The organism is Roseateles sp. GW821-FHT09G03 (assembly GCF_059416045.1).
This window is the reverse complement of the sequence record NZ_JBWKOK010000008.1, coordinates 1-17787: the sequence shown is the minus strand read 5'-3', so window position 1 is coordinate 17787 and position 17787 is coordinate 1. Positions and strand designations below refer to the sequence as shown.

Below are 17787 nucleotides of genomic sequence, written 5' to 3'. Positions count from 1 at the left end.
TTCAGTCTCCGGTGCGCTGCAGCGCCTTGAGGCTGCGGCCCTTCCCGGGCAGCGCCTTCAGGTACTTGAAGGTGCCGGTCGAATGGGCGCAGAGCTTGCCGTCCTCGCCGTAGACCGCGCCGTCGCAGAAGGCCATCGTCGTCGAGCGGTGCAACAGCCGGCCGACCGCGCGCAGCGCGCCCTCGCCGGGGCGCATGAAGCTGGTCTTCATCTCCACCGTCACCACGCCGGGGCCGAAGCCCGGCTGGTCGCGGTGCACGCTGCGCGCCGCGTGCGCCATCGCCACGTCCAGCAGCGTCATCAGCACGCCGCCGTGCGCCACTTCCCAGGAGTTCAGGTGCAGCTCGCGGATGTCGACCCGCAGCTCGGCCTCGCCTTCGTCGATGCGGACCAGCTCGAAGCCCAGTTGCTGGACGAAGGGGATGTGGACGGGGAACTTCAACGGCTCGGACATGGGACGGGGAGTTGGTGCGGCGGGATCAGCTGCCGTGAACTGCGGACACGCCGCCGTCGACCGCGAGGATCTGTCCGGTGATGTGTTTCCCGGCGCGGCTCGCGAACAGCAGGGCGGCGCCCTTGAGGTCCTCATCATCGCCGATGCGCTTGAGCGGGGCGTGCTCGGCGAGCTTCTCCTCGCCGATCGCCGCCATCAGGCCCTTGGTCATCTTGCTGGGGAAGAAGCCCGGCGCCAGCGCGTTGACGGTGATGCCGTGGACGCCCCATTCGCCCGCCAGCGCGCGGGTGAAGTTCACCGCCGCGCCCTTGCTGGTGTTGTAGGCGATGGTCTTCATCATGCCGCTGTTGCCGCCCAGGCCGGCGATCGACGCCACGTTGATGATGCGGCCCGACTTGCGCGGGATCATGCTGCGCTTCGCGACTTCCTGGCTCATCACGAACAGGCTGCGGATGTTGAGGTCCATCACCTTGTCCCAGGCCTCGACCGGATGGTCCTCGGCGGGCGCGCCCCAGGTCGCGCCGGCGTTGTTGACGAGGATGTCGATCTGGCCGAGCTTCGCGATCGTCTGCTCGACGATGCCGCGCGCCTGCGCCTCGTCGGACGCGTCCGCGGCGATGAACTGCGCCGCGATGCCGCGCGCCTTCAGGTGCGCGACAGCCTCCTCCAGGTCAGCCGCCTTGCGCGAGCTCAGCATCAGCGTCGCGCCGGCCTCGCCGAGCGCCTCCGCGATCTGCAGCCCCAGGCCGCGCGATCCGCCGGTCACCAGCGCCACCTGGCCGGTCAGGTCGAAGAGGTCTTGTACCTTGCTGCTCATCGTCGTCTCCTTCAGTGTCTTGTCTCGGTGACTTCGCCTTCATCAAGCGGAGCCCATGGAACCGGCTCTGCCGGGCCATCGGGGTCGCCCCCTTGAGGGGGCCGGCGAAGCCGGTAGGGGGTGGGTCGATTCAGAACCACTCGTCCCGCATCTCGCGGGTGAGCGCCTCGCGCCGCGCGACCACGCCCAGCCAGGCGTGGATCTTGGGCAGCTCGTAGGCGAAGAAGTAGCGCTGCGCGGCGCGCTTGCCGCGAGCGAAGTCGTCGTCCCGGCCGTCGAGCGCGAGCGCCACGTCCAGCCAGATCCACGCCAGCACCGTGTGCCCGAAGGCCTGCAGATACGGTGTCGCATTGGCGAGCGCCGCTTCCGGCTCGCCGGTGGACCAGGCCTTCTTCGTGGCGCCACCGACCGCGACCAGCGCAGCGCCGAGTTCGTTCGCCGCCTCGGCAAGACCTGGCACCTGGCCGGCGCGCTGGGCGGTGTCGCTGATGCGCGCGGCCAGCGCCATCAGCGCCTGTCCGCCGTCCATCACGACCTTGCGCCCCAGCAGGTCCAGCGCCTGGATGCCGTGCGTGCCCTCGTGGATCATGTTCAGGCGGTTGTCGCGCCAGTACTGCTCGACCGGGAAATCGCGCGTGTAGCCGTAGCCGCCCAGCACCTGGATCGCGAGCGAGTTCGCCTCCAGGCACCACTCGCTGGGCCAGCTCTTGGCGATCGGGATCAGGACTTCCAGCAGCCGCTTCGCCGCGGCCACCTCGTCCTCCGAGCCCGTGTGCTGCTCGTCGACCAGCCGCGCGCAGAACAGCTCGAGCGCGAGCCCGCCCTCCACGAAACTCTTCTGCGCCAGCAGCATGCGCTTCACGTCGGCGTGCTCGATGATGAGGGCCTGCGGCCGCGCCGCGTCCTTGACGCCGGAGGTCGTGACCGGCCGGCCTTGCGGACGTTGCCGCGCATACTCGAGGCTCGCTTCGTAGCCCGCGTATCCGAGCATCACCGCGCCGAGGCCGACGCCGATGCGGGCCTCGTTCATCATGTGGAACATCTGCCGCAGCCCCTCACCGGGCTTGCCGACGAGGTAGCCGATCGCGCCCTTCTTCCCGCGCGGCGTCTGGCGCCCTTCGCCGAAGTTGAGCAGGCAGTTGGTCGTGCCGCGATAACCGAGCTTGTGGTTCAGACCCGCGAGCGCCACGTCGTTGCGCTCGCCGGTGAGCTGCCCGTCCGTGTCGACCAGGTGCTTGGGCACGATGAACAGCGAGATGCCCTTCGTGCCCGGCAGCGGCTTGCCATCCGGGCCGGGGATCTTCGCCAGCACGAGGTGGACGATGTTCTCGGTGATCTCGTGCTCGCCGCCCGAGATCCACATCTTGTTCCCGGTGAGCCGGTAGCGCGGGCCGAGCGGATCGGCCTCGAAGTCGGCGCCGTCGGCCTCGGCGCGCGTGGCCACATCGGACAGCGACGAACCCGCCTGCGGCTCCGACAGGCACATCGTCCCGAACCAGCGCCCGGACAGCTCGTTCATCGCGAAGACCTCGCGCTGCGTGTCCGTGCCGTGCGCCATCAGCAGGTTGGCGTTGCCATTGGTCAGCATCGCGTAGCCGCCCAGGGACACGCTGGCCTTGCTGAAGAAGCAGTTGGCGGCCATCTCGACCACGCAGGGCAGCTGCATGCCGCCGTGTTCGTAGTCCTGCGCTGCGGCCAGCATGCCGGAGCCGACATAGGCGGCGAGCGCCTCGTGCGTCGCCTTGGGCAGGTGCACGCGCTCGCCGTCGAAGCGCGGCTCCTCGGTGTCGGCCAGGCGGTTGAACGGCGCGAACTTCTCGCGGGCGATCTTCTCGCAGGTGTCGAGCACCGCGTCGAAGGTCTCCCGCGAGTGCTCCGAGAAGCGCTCGCGCCGGCCGAGGTCCTGCACCTTCAGCCAGTCGTAGAGCAGGAAGTCGAGGGTCTGGCGCATCGCGCCCTCCTGGTTGGCGTCAGGCCGGGCGCGCGGCGCGCTCAGCCGTGGATGTTGAACGCGAACTCGCGCTGGAAGCGCCACGTCGCCGGCACGCTCGCCGGCTTCGTGAACCGACGAAGCGCGCGGTGGCTGGTCTCCTGGAGCGCGCTGCGCAGCGTCTGCTGGACGCGGCCGCTGTCCCGGTCGCGCACGTCGTCGCCGCTCATCGCGCCCGTCATGGTGCCCAGGCGCAGGTCCAGTTCCTCCCACTCGACGGTGGCCGTCGCGGGATTGAAGTCCATCCGGTAGCGGCCGTAGACCGCGTAGGCGGCGCCGACGCTGGGGTACTCGATCTCGCCGGAGATCGCGTTCGCGACCCCCACCACGTACACGCAGGCATCGAGGCGTCCCGCGGGCCAGCGGCGCAGTTGCGCCACGTAGGCCTCGGGTTCGTGGCGCAGGTCGCGGCCGGCCAAGCACTCCTCGGGCAAGCCCGACGGATCCTCGAGCGCCCAGTACATCGCCGCCGCGCGGTCCCGGCCGCCTTCGGCCAGACCCGCGATCATGCGATGCCGGCCTTGCGGCTCGCCCGCGTCGTTGGCCTGCTCGAACAGGCGCGCGGCGCGGTCCCAGTCCTGCTTCAGGCAGAGGCCCTGCTCGTACAGGGTCCCGGCCAGCAGGTAGACCGAGGGGTACTTGCGCTTGAGCCCGTCATTGAGCCGGCTGGCCACCAGCGCGCAGTCGCTGGCGCGGAGCGCGTCGTGGATGCCGGCGACGGCCTGCTCCTCGACCTTGCCTGGTGGCTCCTTGCGCCCCGCGGCACCGGCGGGCGCCGCCAGCAGCGCCAGCAGCACGCCCATCGCGGCAGCCGCCGCGGACGCCCTGGATGCCGCAGGCGCCGTCCATGCATCAGTCGCCGCACACGAGGCGGCGACCTTCGACAAGCGCTGGCTCACAGGACCTCGAACACGCCGGCGGCGCCCATGCCGCCGCCGATGCACATCGTCACGCAGACGCGCTTGGCGCCGCGGCGCTTGCCTTCGATCAGCGCGTGGCCGGTCAGGCGCTGGCCCGACACGCCGTACGGGTGACCGATCGCGATCGCGCCGCCGTTGACGTTCAACCTGTCCATCGGGATGCCCAGCGTGTCCGCGCAGTACAGCACCTGCACCGCGAAGGCCTCGTTCAGTTCCCACAGGTCGATGTCCGACACCTTCAGGCCCAGGCGCTTGAGCACCTTGGGCACGGCGAAGACCGGGCCGATGCCCATCTCGTCGGGCTCGCAGCCGGCCACGGCGAAGCCGAGGAAGCGGCCCAGCGGCTTCAGGCCCTTCTTCTCGGCATAGGCCTCGCTCACGATCGCGCAGGCGCCGGCGCCGTCGCTGAACTGGCTGGCATTGCCGGCGGTGACCACGCCGCCGGGGACGGCCGTGCGGATGTCCTTGATGCTCTCGTAGGTGGTGCCCACGCGCAGGCCTTCGTCGACGCTGACGGTGACCTCCTTCGTCATCATGCCGCGCACCTTGTCGGCGATGCCGGCCATCACGGTGATGGGCACGATCTCGGCGTTGAACAGGCCTTCGGCCTGCGCGGCGCAGGCGCGCTGCTGGCTGGCCGCGCCGTAGCGGTCCATGCGCTCTTTCGGGATCTTGTAGCGCTGGGCCACGTTCTCGGCCGTCTGCAGCATGGACCAGTAGATCTCGGGCTTGTGCGCGGACAGCCAGCTCTCGTGGCCCATGTGGCGGTTGGCCTCGTTCTGGACGCAGGAGATGCTCTCCACGCCGCCCGCGACGAAGACGTCCGCCTCGCCCGCGATGATGCGCTGCGCCGCGGTCGCGATGGTCTGCAGGCCGCTGGAGCAGAACCGGTTGACGGTCTGTCCGGAGACGCTCACCGGCAGGCCGGCGCGCAGCGCGATCTGGCGCGCGATGTTGCCGCCGGTGGCGCCCTCGGGCGTGGCGCAGCCCATGAGGACGTCCTCGACCTCGCCGCCCTCGATGCCGGCGCGCTCCAGCGCCGCGCGCACCACGTGGCCGCCCAGCGTCGCGCCGTGGGTCATGTTGAACGAACCCTTCCAGCTCTTCGCGAGCGGGGTGCGGGCCGTGGAAACGATCAATGCCTTGCTCATTCTTTTCTCCTGATGCGGTCCGCGGGGGTCAGTCGTTGAAGCCCTTGCCCTGGTCGGCCAGGCGCTGCAGCAGCGGCGCGGGCTCCCAGAACTTCCCGTCGTCCAGCGGGTTCTTGGCGAAGCGCTTCATCGCCTGCACCACGTTGTAGAGGCCGACCGTGTCGGCGTAGCACATCGGGCCGCCGCGGTGCAGCGGGAAGCCGTAGCCGGTCAGGTAGACCATGTCGATGTCGGAGGCGCGCAGGGCGATGCCCTCCTCCAGGATCTTGGCGCCCTCGTTGACCAGGGCGAAGACCAGGCGCTGCACGATCTCCTCGTCGCTGATCTTGCGCGGCGTGATGCCCAGCGCCGAGCGGTGCATGTCGATCATCTCCAGCACCGTCTTCGACGGGATCGCGTCGCGCTTGCCGGGCAGGTAGTCGTACCAGCCGGCGCCGGTCTTCTGGCCGAAGCGGCCCATCTCGCACAGCAGGTCGGCGGTCTTGGAGTAGCGCAGGTCCGGCTTCTCCAGGTAGCGGCGCTTGCGGATGTACCAGCCCACGTCGTTGCCGGCCAGGTCGCCCATGCGGAACGGGCCCATCGCGAAGCCGAAGCGCTCGACCGCCTTGTCCACCTGCTGCGGCGTGCAGCCCTCTTCCAGCAGGAAGCCGGCCTGGCGGCTGTACTGCTCGATCATGCGGTTGCCGATGAAGCCGTCGCACACACCGGAGACGACGCAGGTCTTGCGGATCTTCTTGCCCAGCGCCATCACCGTGGCGAGCACGTCCTTGGCGGTGGCCGCGCCGCGCACCACCTCCAGCAGCTTCATCACGTTGGCCGGGCTGAAGAAGTGGGTGCCGATGACGTCCTGCGGGCGCTTGGTGAAGGCGGCGATCTTGTCGACATCCAGCGTCGAGGTGTTGCTGGCCAGGATCGCGCCGGGCTTCATCACCGCGTCGAGCTGCTTGAAGACCTGCTCCTTGACGCCGATGTCCTCGAACACGGCCTCGATGACCAGGTCCGCGTTGCCGATCTCGGCGTAGCTCAGCGTGGTGCCCAGCAGGCTCATGCGCTGGGCGTAGCGGTCTTCCTTGAGCTTGCCCTTCTTGACCTGCGCCTCGTAGTTCTTACGGATGGTGGCGACGCCGCGGTCCAGCGCCTCCTGCTTCATCTCGAGGAGGGTCACCGGGATGCCGGCGTTCAGGAAGTTCATCGCGATGCCGCCGCCCATCGTGCCGGCGCCGATGATGGCGACCTGCTCGACCTTGCGCAGCGGCGTGTCCTCGGGCACGTCGGGGATCTTGGAGGCGGCGCGCTCGGCGAAGAACGCATGGCGCAGCGCCTTCGACTCGGGCGTGAACATCAGCTGCTGGAAGGCGTCGCGCTCGGCGCGCATGCCGTCCTCGAACTTCAGGGCCACCGAGTTGGCGACCGTCTCCACGCACTGCAGCGGCGCGGGGAAGTTCTTGGCCATCGCGCCGACGGTGTTGCGCGCGAACTGGAAGTAGGCCTGCGCCTCGGGATGCTGGGCCTTGATGTCGCGCACGCGCGGCAGCGGGCGCTTGTCGGCGATGCTCATCGCGAACTGGACGGCGCTGTCGATCAGGTCGCCGTCGACGACCTTCTGGAACAGCACCTGGCCGGGGACCTGCGCGAGCTGCTCGCTGAGGACCGGCTCGCCGCTGACGATCATGTTGAGCGCGGGCTCGACGCCCAGCGCGCGCGGCAGGCGCTGCGTGCCGCCGGCGCCGGGCAGCAGACCCAGCTTCACTTCCGGCAGCGCGATCTTGGCGCCGGGCGCGGTGACGCGGTAGTGGCAGCCCAGCGCCAGTTCCAGGCCGCCGCCCATGGCGACGCTGTGGATCGCGGCGACGACCGGCTTGGTGCAGGACTCGACGCGGTTGATCAGCGAGCCCAGGTTGGGCTCGGCCAGCGCCTTGGGCGAGCCGAACTCGCGGATGTCGGCGCCGCCGGAAAACGCCTTGCCGGCGCCGGTGATCACGATGGCCTTGATGGCGGGATCGTTCTCCGCCTTCTCGACGCCCTCGGCGACGGCCAGCCGCGTGGCGTGGCCCAGGCCGTTGACCGGCGGATTGTTGAGCGTGATCACCGCGACCTGACCGCGGACTTCGTAGCTGGCACCCATGCTTGTTCCTTCCGATGCTGAAGAGTCGACTCGCCGCGGCCGAGTGTCCCCCGAAGGCCGCCGGCGAAAAGAACGATCGTTCGATTCTAGGCAGCGCCGAGGCGTGGCGCTTGTCTCTGCTGTGACAGGGCGCTACGGGGGGAAGTGCGGAGGCTGCGTCGCGCGGGCGACGCGCGGGTCGGAAGGTCAGCGATGGAGGTCGTCGATGGGGTCATCGACGGCGGTGGCGTCGGCCCTCCCGGGCCGTGCCGTCAGGGCGATCGACTCAGAACGGCTTGTCCAGCTGCGTCGGCATGAAGCCGCGCGAGTTGGGGCCGTCCTCGTCCTGGATCTCGGTGCGGGCGAAGCCGCCCTCGGCGGTGCGCTCACGGGCGCGGTCATGGCGCTCCAGCGCGGCGTCGACGCTGGCGACCGTGGGCGCCGGCGCGCGAGGCTTCTCGATCGGACGGAAGGCCGGCAGCGGCGTGGGCGCGCTGATCGGCGACACGGAGTCCAGCGGCAGGATGGACTCGGGCCCGTCGACCGCTTCATGCGGCGCGGCGGCGATCGCCGCCTTGCGGCGCAGCCGCTCGACGATGAGACGGAGCTCGCCGAGCTCCATCTGCTGGCGTTCGATCTGACGGCGCGCCTGCGTGGTCTGCTCGTTGAGCAGCAGCCGCGACGACTCGATCCGGTCGATCAGCCGGCGCGCGCGCTTGAGCTTGGGCCACCACCAGCCGCTCACGGCGGCGGCGCCGACTGCCAGTCCGGCCAACGTCCCGACGGCCACCATCCATGGCTGCACCGAATTCATGGGGGGCTCCCTGTTCTTGTTGCCTGCCGGCCAATGTAGTCCGGCGTCCGCCTCAAGTGGCGCCGCGAGCCACCCCGATCAGGGGACGGCACAACGGGGTCGGGGGACCATGAACGTGGGGGGTGGGGATGTCGGGAGGCGCACGGAAGGTGCCACGGGGCGCGCGCTTCCGGGTCGGTCAATGAACCGGGATCGCATCCAACCAACTCAAGGACCCTCGATCCAGTCAGAAGCCCCATGCCTTTGTCTCCCCTCTTTTCGATGTGCTGTCCTTTTTCGGCCAGCGAGCTGCGTCGCTCAACCTGTTCCGAGACGGCGCTTGTCTCCCCTGCGACCGGGGATCCAGACCTCCCCTTCGATGCATCGACGGCCGATGCCACGGCCTGGGCCAGCAGCCGTGAATGGCTCCAGGCGATCCGACACGCGATGACGCGTCACCATGGCATCTTCACGAGCCCGCGGAACGGACTGGACACGGAACTGGCGCGGGATATGGCCCGGGCACTGGCCCGGCTGCCGACGGACCTGCTGCTTCCCGACGAGATCGCGACGCGCGATCTCGCACTGTTGCTGCTGCGGACCGCACCGGGCTGGCAGTGGCGCTGGCGGCTCACGGACGGGCAGGACCGGGTGCTGAAGGACGCTGTCCGTCTCGGCGAAGCCTGCATGTCCGTCGGCCCGGCAACGCAACGGCGACCGCGCTCCAGCGCTGAACTGGCAGCGTTGCGCGGCCTGGTCCGTTGGGCCCGGGGCGGCGGTGACTCCAGACAGCGAGCGGCCTTCGTCACGGCATGTCGTGCCCCCGAGTGGCGCGACGGCCTTCCCATCGTGCGTTGGCACGAACCGGTGGTCGACGAGGCGCAGCTTGGCCCGCTGGAGTTGCCACCGCGTCACCTGTTGGCGGCGCTGACCAGGCAGGATCCGGCCAGCCTCCGTTGGCGGACACATTCCTTCCGGATCGACGATCCGCAGGGCTTCGCGGAGTCGATCGCCGCCTTCGATGACATCACCCTGGAGCCCATGCGGATCCCCTCCCCAGAGTCTTCCATGCGTCTGCCTCGCGGCATCACGGAGCTCGACATCAGGCAACTGCCGCACCCGATCTACCGGTCGGCGCTCCTGCCGCTGATCCGCGACCTGCCTGATCTGCAATACGCCACACACATGGCGGGACAGTTTCGAGAGACTGCGCCTGCCACGATCGAGGCCCTCAAGACACTGCTGCTTGACCAGATCGACGGCGCGAGCCGCGACAACAGGGATCGGTTGCAACGGGAACACGCCCAGCGCCTGGAACGTGTCATCGTCGCCGCGCGCGAACGCCCCGAGCTGTCCGATGGCATCCGGGCCGTCCTGCAACGCGAGACCGGCCACTGCTTCGATGCGAACGTGATGCGGCTCGACGAGATCGAAGCCCTCGTGGACGCTGGCGCCGTCACGCCCCAACCTGCGGACCGTGCCTTGTTCTACTTCCGCCAAGCCCTCGGGTTCCGCGCGCGCCAGAGTGCCGCCCATCGCGAACAGGAGGACGACGAGAACCTCGAGATCGCCCACGGGCTGGCCTGGGCGGTGGATCAGCGGCTGGCCCACCTGCTCGGCCTGCGCCCCGCCGCGAGCGAACCTCTCTACCGCCAGCATGCGCGGCTGCCCGGCGCGGTCGACGAGGGAGCGCCGGTCAACGACGTGCACGCCGCCGACGCCGTGATTGCCGCGGAGATAGCCGAAGGATTCCCGACGCTCGCCTTCTTCGCGTCCGGCGCCCATGCGTTCAGCGAAGGGCTGGCCGATGCACTGAAAGAAGACGAGGTCTTCCAGGCGATGAGTTCGACGATCGAGAAGGATTTCGGGCGTGCTCACGAAGCGGCGGCTGCGCTCGCTCCTGAGGACGACGAGGCGGGTTTCGAGGCCTACCTCACGAAGGAAGCCGACCTGATCCGCGCACGGGTCGATCGCCTCGCGCATCACCTGCGGCCGGCGCTGGCGAAGCTGCGCGCCGCCGGCATCGGCGACAGGGTGGGAGCAAGGCGATGATCCCGTCCCTTTTCGCCACCGCGGCTTCCGGCACTGCCGACCGCGACACGGACATCGACTTCGAGGACCGCGCGCGGGCAACCCCCCCTTCACCGTCGTTCGCCTGGTCGCTGCCGGCGGACGAGTTGGCGAAGATGGAAAGACTCGAACGCGGAGAGCCGCTGCGCCTCTCCCCGACGGTCGAACGCTACCTGAACCGCGTCGCGGGACCCGACGGTGGCGGAGACTGCCGCAGCTTCCGCCTGGTTTTCCGTAAGGACAGCCCACTCGAGCCCAGTGATGAAGAACAGGCGGCGCTGATCGCCGAGGCGCCCTTGTGCCTGCTGAACGGTCGCGAGCGGTCGCAGGCCCTGGCGTCGCGCCGACACGGACAGGGTGCATCGGATGCGCCCGCCCCGGACTTCAGTGGTCAGGCCTTTCGGATGGACCTGGTTGTCGCCAGCATGCAAGCCTTGAATGCCGCCCGGCGCCCGTCGAAGGTTCCCTGGACCCAGGCGCTGGCGCGGCTGGGGCGATGGGAGACGGAGGCGCCCTCGGAGCGGGAGGCGCAGGCCAGGGCGAGTGGCGGGCGCGCGCTGCGCCAGGTCGTCAAGGACAGCGGCAATACCACCCTTCGTTTCGAGGGCGATGGCCTCAGCACCATCGCGCGGGAGTTCTCGTTGCCACCCCGCGCACTGCTCCAGGCGCTCGATCTGGGATCACGTCGATTCCTGGCAGACCTGGGCCCGTCGAGGCCCTTGGATCTCGACACCTATCGCGACTTCCTGGCCGACATCGGGCCGGAGTACTGGGACCTGCGGCTGGATGGAGATCCGGGTGTGGACCCCGCCTTGATCCCGGATTGCGCCTTGTGCATCGGACTGCGGGGCGACGTCGATCGCTGTGGCCGCCTGGCCGTGGCACTCGCGAGCCAGCCGAGACCCCATCTCGACCGAGTGCACATCCATCTTCCCGACACCGCTTCGAAGGAAGACCTTCCTCAAGCGCCCCTCGGGTGGCGCTTCCATCCGTCGGGATCCACATGGACCCTGCGCAGGGCGAGCCCCTGACAGGCTGCGACCGCGACGGCTACGGCCGCAGCGCCTCAGACCTCCAGCCACTCCTTGCGCACGTAGGCGTTCGCGCGCAGGTCCGCGGGCGTGCCTTCGAAGACGATGCGCCCGTGGCCCATCACGTAGCAGCGCTCGGAGATCTCCAGCGCGATCGCCAGCTTCTGCTCGACCAGCAGCACCGACACGCCGCGCCGCTTGAGCTCCTTGAGGTACTCCGCGACCAGCTCGACGATCTTGGGCGCCAGGCCCTCGGTGGGCTCGTCGATCATGATCAGGTCGGGGTCGCCCATCAGCGTGCGGCACAGCGTCAGCATCTGCTGCTCGCCGCCGGACAGCACGCCGGCCTCGGTGTGCTGGCGCTCCTTCAGGCGCGGGAACATTGCGTACATGTCGTCGAAGCTCCATCGCGGCTTGGCAGCGCCCCGGCGACCGCCCTTCTCGCCCAGCAGCAGGTTCTGGTGCACCGTGAGCTTGGGGAAGATGTCGCGGTTCTCCGGCACGTAGCCGATGCCGCGGTGCGCGATCTCGTAGGCCTTGCGTCCCAGCAGTTCCTGGCCGCCCCACGCGATCGATCCCGTGCCGTCGACCTGGCCCATGATCGTCTTCACCGTCGTCGAGCGGCCCGAACCGTTGCGGCCCAGCAGGCTGACGATCTCGCCGGGCCGGACTTCCATCGACACGCCGTGCAGCACGTGGCTCTTGCCGTAGAAGGCGTGCACGTTGTCGAGCTGCAGCGCGCGGGAGCCCGCGACGGCCGCGGATCCCGTCGACGCGGCGCGCATCGCGCCGATGTTGCTGTCGTTCATCGCGACGCTCATGCATGCGCTCCCGCGGACTGCGATTCGGCCAGCACCGAGCCCAGATACGCCTCCTGCACGCGCGGGTTCGCGCGCACCGCATCCGGTGTGTCGAAGGCGATCACCTCGCCGTAGACCAGCACCGCGATCTTGTCGGCCAGGCCGAAGACCACGCCCATGTCGTGCTCCACCGTCAGCAGCGTGCGGCCCTCGGTGACCTGGCGGATCAGCTGGATGAAGCGTTTCGTCTCGCTCTTGCTCATGCCCGCCGTCGGCTCGTCGAGCAGGATCACCTGCGCGCCGCCGGCGATGGTGATGCCGATCTCCAGCACGCGCGCCTCGGCGTAGGTCAGGTTCACCGCCGGCACATCGCGCTTCTTGTCGAGGTGCAGCATCTCCAGCAGTTCCTCGACTCGGTCGTTGACGTCGTCCATGCCGGCGAGGAACTTCCAGAACGCGTACTTGTGGCCCATGGACCAGAGCAGCGCGCAGCGGATGTTCTCGAACACCGAGAGCCGCGTGAACAGGTTGGAGACCTGGAAGCTGCGCGACAGGCCGCGGCGGTTGATCTGGTAGGGCGCGAGCTGGTCGACGCGCTCGCCGAAGAGCCGGATCTCGCCGCTGGTGGGCGCGAAGCGGCCGCTGATGAGGTTGAACAGCGTGGACTTGCCGGCGCCGTTCGGGCCGATGATCGCGACGCGCTCGCCCGGCTTCACCGCCAGTTCCGCGCCGCGGATGATCTCGCTCTTGCCGAAGCTCTTGCGGACGGATCTCAGTTCCAACGCATAAGGGGCGTGGTGCGCGCTCACAGGCTCTCCCTCCGCTTGATCTCTTTCTCGATCTCCTCCTGCGCCCGGTCCCACTCAGCGCGGAACTCCCGGCGCACGAGCTCGAACAGACCCAGGCCGGTCACCAGCACGAAGCCGGCGCCGAACCAGGACTCGACGCTCTTGGCGTCGAGCGCCACGCCGAGGTAGCTCATCTTCGGTCCGAGCGCCTCGTTGAGCTGCAGGTGGTAGAGCATCTCCACCATCGCCGAGCCGCCGACCAGCATCGTCAGCGCCGCGCCGGCCAGACCGAGATACGACGGCCACAGCGAGCGCAGCTTGCCGAAGGCCGCCAGCCGCAGGTTCATCATGATCAGCGACGCGATGCCGCCCGGCGCGTACATCACCATGAACAGGAACACCAGGCCGAGGTAGAGCAGCCAGGCCTTGGTCAGCTCCGACAGCAGCACGGTCGCCACCACCATCAGCACGGCGCCGATGATGGGCCCGAAGAAGAAGGTCGCGCCGCCGAGGAAGGTGAACAGCAGGTAGGCGCCGGAGCGGGCGGCGCCGACGACCTCGGCGTTGACGATCTCGAAGTTCAGCGCCGACAGCCCGCCCGACACGCCGGCGAAGAAGCCCGCGATCAGGAACGCGAGGAAGCGCACCCACTGCGTGTCGTAGCCGATGAACTCGACGCGCTCGGGGTTGTCGCGCACCGCGTTGAGCATGCGGCCCAGCGGCGTGCGCGTGAACGCGAACAGCAGCGCCGTGCAGACGAAGGCGTAGATCGCGATCAGGTAGTACACCTGGATCTGCGGCCCGAAGGTGATGCCCCAGACCGCCTTGCCGACGACGCGGTTGGAGGAGACGCCGCCCTCGCCGCCGAAGAACTCCGGCAGCATCAGCGACATCGACCAGATCAGCTCGCCCAGGCCCAGCGTGATCATCGCGAAGGGCGTGCCGGACTTCTTCGTCGACACGTAGCCGAACAGCGCCGCGAAGAACAGGCCCGCGAAGCCGCCGACGATGGGCACCAGCCCGACCGGCAGCGCGAGCTGGCCCGCGCCGACGACGTTGAGCGTATGGATCGCGAGATAGGCGCCCAGCCCGGTGTAGACGGCGTGGCCGAAGCTCAGCATGCCGCCCTGCCCCAGCAGCAGGTTGTAGGACAGGCACGCGATGATCGCGATGCCCATCTGCGACAGCATGGTCTGCGCCAGGCTGCTGGTCCACATCAGCGGCGCCACGAACAGCGCCAGTGCATAGACACCCCAGATCAGCCAGCGGCCGACGTTGTGCGGCTTGAAGTGATAGGTCTCGCCGCGTTTGGCGCGGGCGTGGACGCGTTGCGTCCCGCCGTTGGCGGACGCGGCGGACAGCGAGCCCGGCGCTGAGCCCGCAGAAGCGGCGGGCGCGGACGAAGAAGGCATGACGACGGCCATCGGTCAGCCCTCCCGCGTGCCGAGCAGGCCCTTGGGCCGGAAGATCAGGATGAGCACCATCAGCAGGTAGGGCAGGATGGGCGCGACCTGCGCCAGCGAGAGCTTGAGCAGCGGGTAGCCGAAGGTGTCGGGGCCGAGCTTGAAGACCTGGGCCAGGGACGCGTCGATGGTCAGCGGCAGGGTCTGCAGCAGGCCGATGACGATGGAAGCGACGAAGGCCCCGGCCAGCGAGCCGATGCCGCCGACGACGACCACCACGAAGATGATGGAGCCGACGAGCACCGCCATCGAGGGCTCGGTGACGAAGGTGACACCGCCGATCACGCCGGCCAGCGCCGCCAGCGCGCAGCCGCTGCCGAACACCAGCATGAACACGCGCGGCACGTTGTGGCCGAGGGACTCGACCATCTCCGGATGCGTCAGCGCGGCCTGGATGACCAGGCCGATGCGGGTGCGCGTCAGCAGCAGCCACAGCGACAGCAGCATGAACAGCGCGACCAGCATCATGAAGGCGCGCGTCAACGGGAACTTGGAGCAGCTGGCTGCGGCGCAGACGGCGGCGGGCGCGTCGCCCCAGGCCATCTGCAGCGCCTGGCCCGGCGCGTGGATCAGCGTGAAGGCCGCGCCCTGCAGCGAGGGCGGCGGCGGGAACGGCACCGCCGTGCGGCCCCACACCAGTTGGACCAGCTCCAGCACGACATACGACAGGCCGAAGGTGATCAGCAGCTCCGGGACGTGGCCGAACTTGTGGACGCGCCGCAGCGCACCCCGTTCGAACACGGCCCCGAGCCCGCCCACCACCAGCGGCGCGAGGAACAACGCGGGCCAGAACCCGATCCACCCGGCGATGGAATACGCGACGTACGCGCCCAGCATGTAGAAGCTCGCATGCGCGAAGTTCAGCACACCCATCATGCTGAAGATCAGCGTGAGGCCGGAGCTCAGCATGAACAGCAGCAGTCCGGAGGACAGGCCGTTCAGCAGGTTGATCAGGATCTGTTCCAAGAGTTCATCCTCTCAACATCCTCTCAATGGCGCCGCATCGCGCGGCACCACCGCGAGCGGTCCGACGGACCGGCTCGCAGTACGCGGATGCGCGTCAGCTGGGACGCTTCATCTGGCAGCTCGTGGGCGTGGAGCTCACATACGCGTCGTAGGTCTTCACCGGCGCGAAGTTGAAGCCGGTGTTCTCCACGTTGTACGGATGCTTGGCGTCGACCTTCTCCCAGCGCGAGATGAAGATCGGCTGCTGCAGCTGGTGGTCGCCCTTGCGGATCTCGACGTCGCCGTTGAAGCTCTTGAACTTCAGGCCTTCGAGCGCCGCCGCCACCTTCACCGGATCGGTGCTCTTGGCCTTGGCCATCGCCGCGCCCAGCGCCGAGTAAATGTGGATGATGCTGCCGGTGTAGAAGTCGTCGTTGAACTTGGCCTTGAACTCATTGGCCCAGGTGTCCATCTGGCCGCCCATGTTGTTGTAGTTGTAGGCCGCCTGGTAGACGCGCCCCGCGCCCGCGGCGCCGATGGCCGTCGGCGTGCCGGTGACGCCGGCGTAGTAGGTGTAGAACTTGCCGTTGTAGCCGGCCTCCGAGGCCGCCTTCACCAGCAGCGCCAGGTCCGAGCCCCAGTTGCCGGTGATCACCGTGTCCGCGCCGCTGGCCTTGATCTTGGCGACGTAGGGCGCGAAGTCGCGCACCTGGGCCAGCGGGTGCAGGTCCTCGCCGACGATCTGCACGTCGGGCCGCTTGCGGGCCAGCCCTTCCTTGGCGTACTTCGCGACCTGATGGCCGTGCGCGTAGTTCTGGTTGAGCAGGTAGACCTTCTTGACGTCGGTCTGGTCCTTCAGGAAGGTGGTGATCGCTTCCATCTTCATCGACGTGTCGGCGTCGAAGCGGAAGTGCCAGTAGCTGCACTTGCTGTTGGTCAGGTCCGGGTCCACGGCCGAGTGGTTGAGGTACACGACCTCCTTGCCGGGATTGCGCTCGTTGTGCTTGTTGACGGCGTCGATGATCGCCAGCGCGGCGCCCGAGCCGTTGCCCTGCGTCACGTAGCGCACGCCCTGGTCGATCGCGGACTTCAGCGCGTTGAGCGACTCGGCGGGGCTGAGCTTGTTGTCGATCGGGATGATCTCGAACTTCACGCCGGCCGGGTTGGTGGCGTTGAACTTCTCGGCGAAGAACTGGAAGGACTTCACCTGGTTCTGACCCACCGGCGCCATCAGGCCCGACAGCGGATCGATCCAGGCGATCTTCACCGTCTCGCCCTTCTGCGCATGGGCGCCCGAGGCGGCCGTCACGGCAAAGGCGGCCACGGCGATGGCGCGCGCCACGGGCCGGACCAGCGAGGGAATCGAACGCGTGCTGTGCTTGCTCATGCTTGTCTCCTGATGTGCTTTGTGTGTTTGCAAGGCGTGTGAAGCGGCGGGTACGACGGACCGCAGGGGACTGCGGTGAACTGCGGAGAAGAAAACGGTGGCGTTGCTCCTGCGGACGGGACCGGCGGGCTCAGCAGCCCGGCAGCTTGTGGCCCTTGAACTGCTCGCGCAACTTGAGCTTGAGCATCTTGCCGGTGGCGGTGTGCGGGATCTCGTCGACGAAGACGACGTCGTCGGGCACCTGCCACTTGGCGATCTTGCCCTCGTAGAACCCGAGCACCGCCTCGCGCGTCAGCGCCGCGCCCGCGTCGGTGGGCTTGCGCACGACGACGAGCAGCGGGCGCTCGTCCCACTTCGGATGCGCGACCGCGATGACGGCGGCCTCGTGCACCGCGGGATGCGCCATCGCGATGTTCTCGACGTCGATCGAGCTGATCCATTCGCCGCCGGACTTGATCACGTCCTTGCTGCGGTCGGTGATCTGCATGAAGCCGTCGGCATCGATCGCGGCGACGTCGCCGGTGGGGAACCACAGGCCGGCGTCGCGGCCGTCCTCGCCGGTGACGCGGATCAGCGGCGAGCCGTCATGCCCGAAGTAGCTGTCGATCACCCAGGGACCGCGCACGACCAGGTTGCCCGAGCTCTTGCCGTCCCACGGCAGCGCCTGGCCGCCGTCGTCGACGACGGCCATGTCCACGCCGTAGATCGCCTTGCCCTGCTTCTCGAGCAGATGGCGCTGCTGTTCCTTGGGCAGTTCCAGCTGGCGGCTGCTGAGCCGCGACAGCGTGCCCAGCGGCGACATCTCGGTCATGCCCCAGGCGTGGATCACGTCGACGCCGTAGTCGTCCATCAGCGTGCGCAGCATCGCCGGCGGGCAGGCCGAGCCGCCGATCACCGTGCGCTTGAAGGTCGAGAACTTCAGGCCGTTGGCGCCGACGTAGTTCAGCAGCCCCAGCCACACGGTGGGCACGCCGGCGCTGAAGGTGACCTTCTCCGTCTTGTATGGTTGAAGCGCCGGCCCAACGGGGCTTCAATGGTGGGGTTGCTGGGGCGGAGAGACTCGCTCCGAGTACG

14 protein-coding genes and 1 pseudogene are annotated in these 17787 nt (G+C 68.7%); 2 read left to right on the top strand and 13 right to left on the bottom strand.

The window, feature by feature from the left end; all coding sequences use genetic code 11:
- Position 1: 1 nt before the first annotated feature.
- The 7 genes from AC07OZ_RS24490 to AC07OZ_RS24460 all read right to left on the bottom strand — a co-directional run bounded on the left by AC07OZ_RS24490 (position 2) and on the right by AC07OZ_RS24460 (position 8250).
- Positions 2 to 454, bottom strand: coding sequence for a PaaI family thioesterase (locus tag AC07OZ_RS24490; RefSeq protein WP_495469683.1), 453 nt, complete (start codon positions 452 to 454; stop codon positions 2 to 4).
- 25 nt (positions 455 to 479) lie between these two features.
- Positions 480 to 1271, bottom strand: a complete 792-nt coding sequence (locus AC07OZ_RS24485; RefSeq protein WP_495469682.1) for an SDR family oxidoreductase — start codon at positions 1269 to 1271, stop codon at positions 480 to 482.
- 130 nt (positions 1272 to 1401) lie between these two features.
- Positions 1402 to 3222, bottom strand: a complete 1821-nt coding sequence (locus tag AC07OZ_RS24480; protein ID WP_495469681.1) for an acyl-CoA dehydrogenase family protein — start codon at positions 3220 to 3222, stop codon at positions 1402 to 1404.
- 41 nt (positions 3223 to 3263) lie between these two features.
- Positions 3264 to 4160 (bottom strand): hypothetical protein, encoded by an 897-nt coding sequence (locus AC07OZ_RS24475; RefSeq protein WP_495469680.1) that lies wholly within the window; start codon positions 4158 to 4160, stop codon positions 3264 to 3266.
- Complete coding sequence (locus AC07OZ_RS24470) at positions 4157 to 5332, bottom strand: acetyl-CoA C-acyltransferase (protein WP_495469679.1); 1176 nt, start codon at positions 5330 to 5332, stop codon at positions 4157 to 4159. Before AC07OZ_RS24470 ends, AC07OZ_RS24475 begins: the two co-directional genes overlap by 4 nt.
- Positions 5333 to 5360: 28 nt before the next feature.
- Positions 5361 to 7457 (bottom strand): 3-hydroxyacyl-CoA dehydrogenase NAD-binding domain-containing protein, encoded by a 2097-nt coding sequence (locus AC07OZ_RS24465; RefSeq protein ID WP_495469678.1) that lies wholly within the window; start codon positions 7455 to 7457, stop codon positions 5361 to 5363.
- Positions 7458 to 7722: 265 nt separating this feature from the next.
- A complete protein-coding gene (locus AC07OZ_RS24460) occupies positions 7723 to 8250 on the bottom strand; it encodes a hypothetical protein (protein ID WP_495469677.1) in 528 nt (175 codons plus the stop codon).
- 237 nt (positions 8251 to 8487) lie between these two features.
- Between AC07OZ_RS24460 and AC07OZ_RS24455 the strand changes: the two genes are divergently transcribed.
- Together AC07OZ_RS24455 and AC07OZ_RS24450 are read left to right on the top strand one after the other, a co-directional pair.
- Positions 8488 to 10281, top strand: a complete 1794-nt coding sequence (locus AC07OZ_RS24455; protein WP_495469676.1) for a hypothetical protein — start codon at positions 8488 to 8490, stop codon at positions 10279 to 10281.
- Positions 10278 to 11330 carry a hypothetical protein gene (locus tag AC07OZ_RS24450; protein ID WP_495469675.1) on the top strand — a complete coding sequence of 351 codons (1053 nt, stop codon included), beginning with the start codon at positions 10278 to 10280 and terminating at the stop codon, positions 11328 to 11330. Before AC07OZ_RS24455 ends, AC07OZ_RS24450 begins: the two co-directional genes overlap by 4 nt.
- Before the next feature lie 35 nt (positions 11331 to 11365).
- Here the strand turns inward: AC07OZ_RS24450 and AC07OZ_RS24445 are convergent, their stop codons facing one another.
- The 6 genes and pseudogenes from AC07OZ_RS24445 to AC07OZ_RS24420 form a co-directional block, all read right to left on the bottom strand.
- Complete coding sequence (locus AC07OZ_RS24445; RefSeq protein ID WP_495469882.1) at positions 11366 to 12115, bottom strand: ABC transporter ATP-binding protein; 750 nt, start codon at positions 12113 to 12115, stop codon at positions 11366 to 11368.
- Positions 12116 to 12147: 32 nt separating this feature from the next.
- Complete coding sequence (locus tag AC07OZ_RS24440; protein ID WP_495469674.1) at positions 12148 to 12939, bottom strand: ABC transporter ATP-binding protein; 792 nt, start codon at positions 12937 to 12939, stop codon at positions 12148 to 12150.
- The gene (locus AC07OZ_RS24435) at positions 12936 to 14330 is read right to left on the bottom strand and encodes a branched-chain amino acid ABC transporter permease (protein ID WP_495469673.1); all 1395 of its coding nucleotides are present in this window, start codon (positions 14328 to 14330) and stop codon (positions 12936 to 12938) included. The genes AC07OZ_RS24440 and AC07OZ_RS24435 overlap by 4 nt, the downstream gene beginning before the upstream one ends.
- A gap of 15 nt (positions 14331 to 14345) precedes the next feature.
- Complete coding sequence (locus tag AC07OZ_RS24430) at positions 14346 to 15290, bottom strand: branched-chain amino acid ABC transporter permease (protein ID WP_495469881.1); 945 nt, start codon at positions 15288 to 15290, stop codon at positions 14346 to 14348.
- Between the two features lie 151 nt (positions 15291 to 15441).
- Entirely contained in the window at positions 15442 to 16713 is a 1272-nt protein-coding gene (locus tag AC07OZ_RS24425) for a branched-chain amino acid ABC transporter substrate-binding protein (RefSeq protein ID WP_495469672.1), read from the bottom strand.
- A 130-nt stretch (positions 16714 to 16843) separates the two neighbouring features.
- A pseudogene (locus AC07OZ_RS24420) lies at positions 16844 to 17713 on the bottom strand (AMP-binding protein); the annotation flags it as partial.
- Between the last annotated feature and the right edge of the window lie 74 nt (positions 17714 to 17787).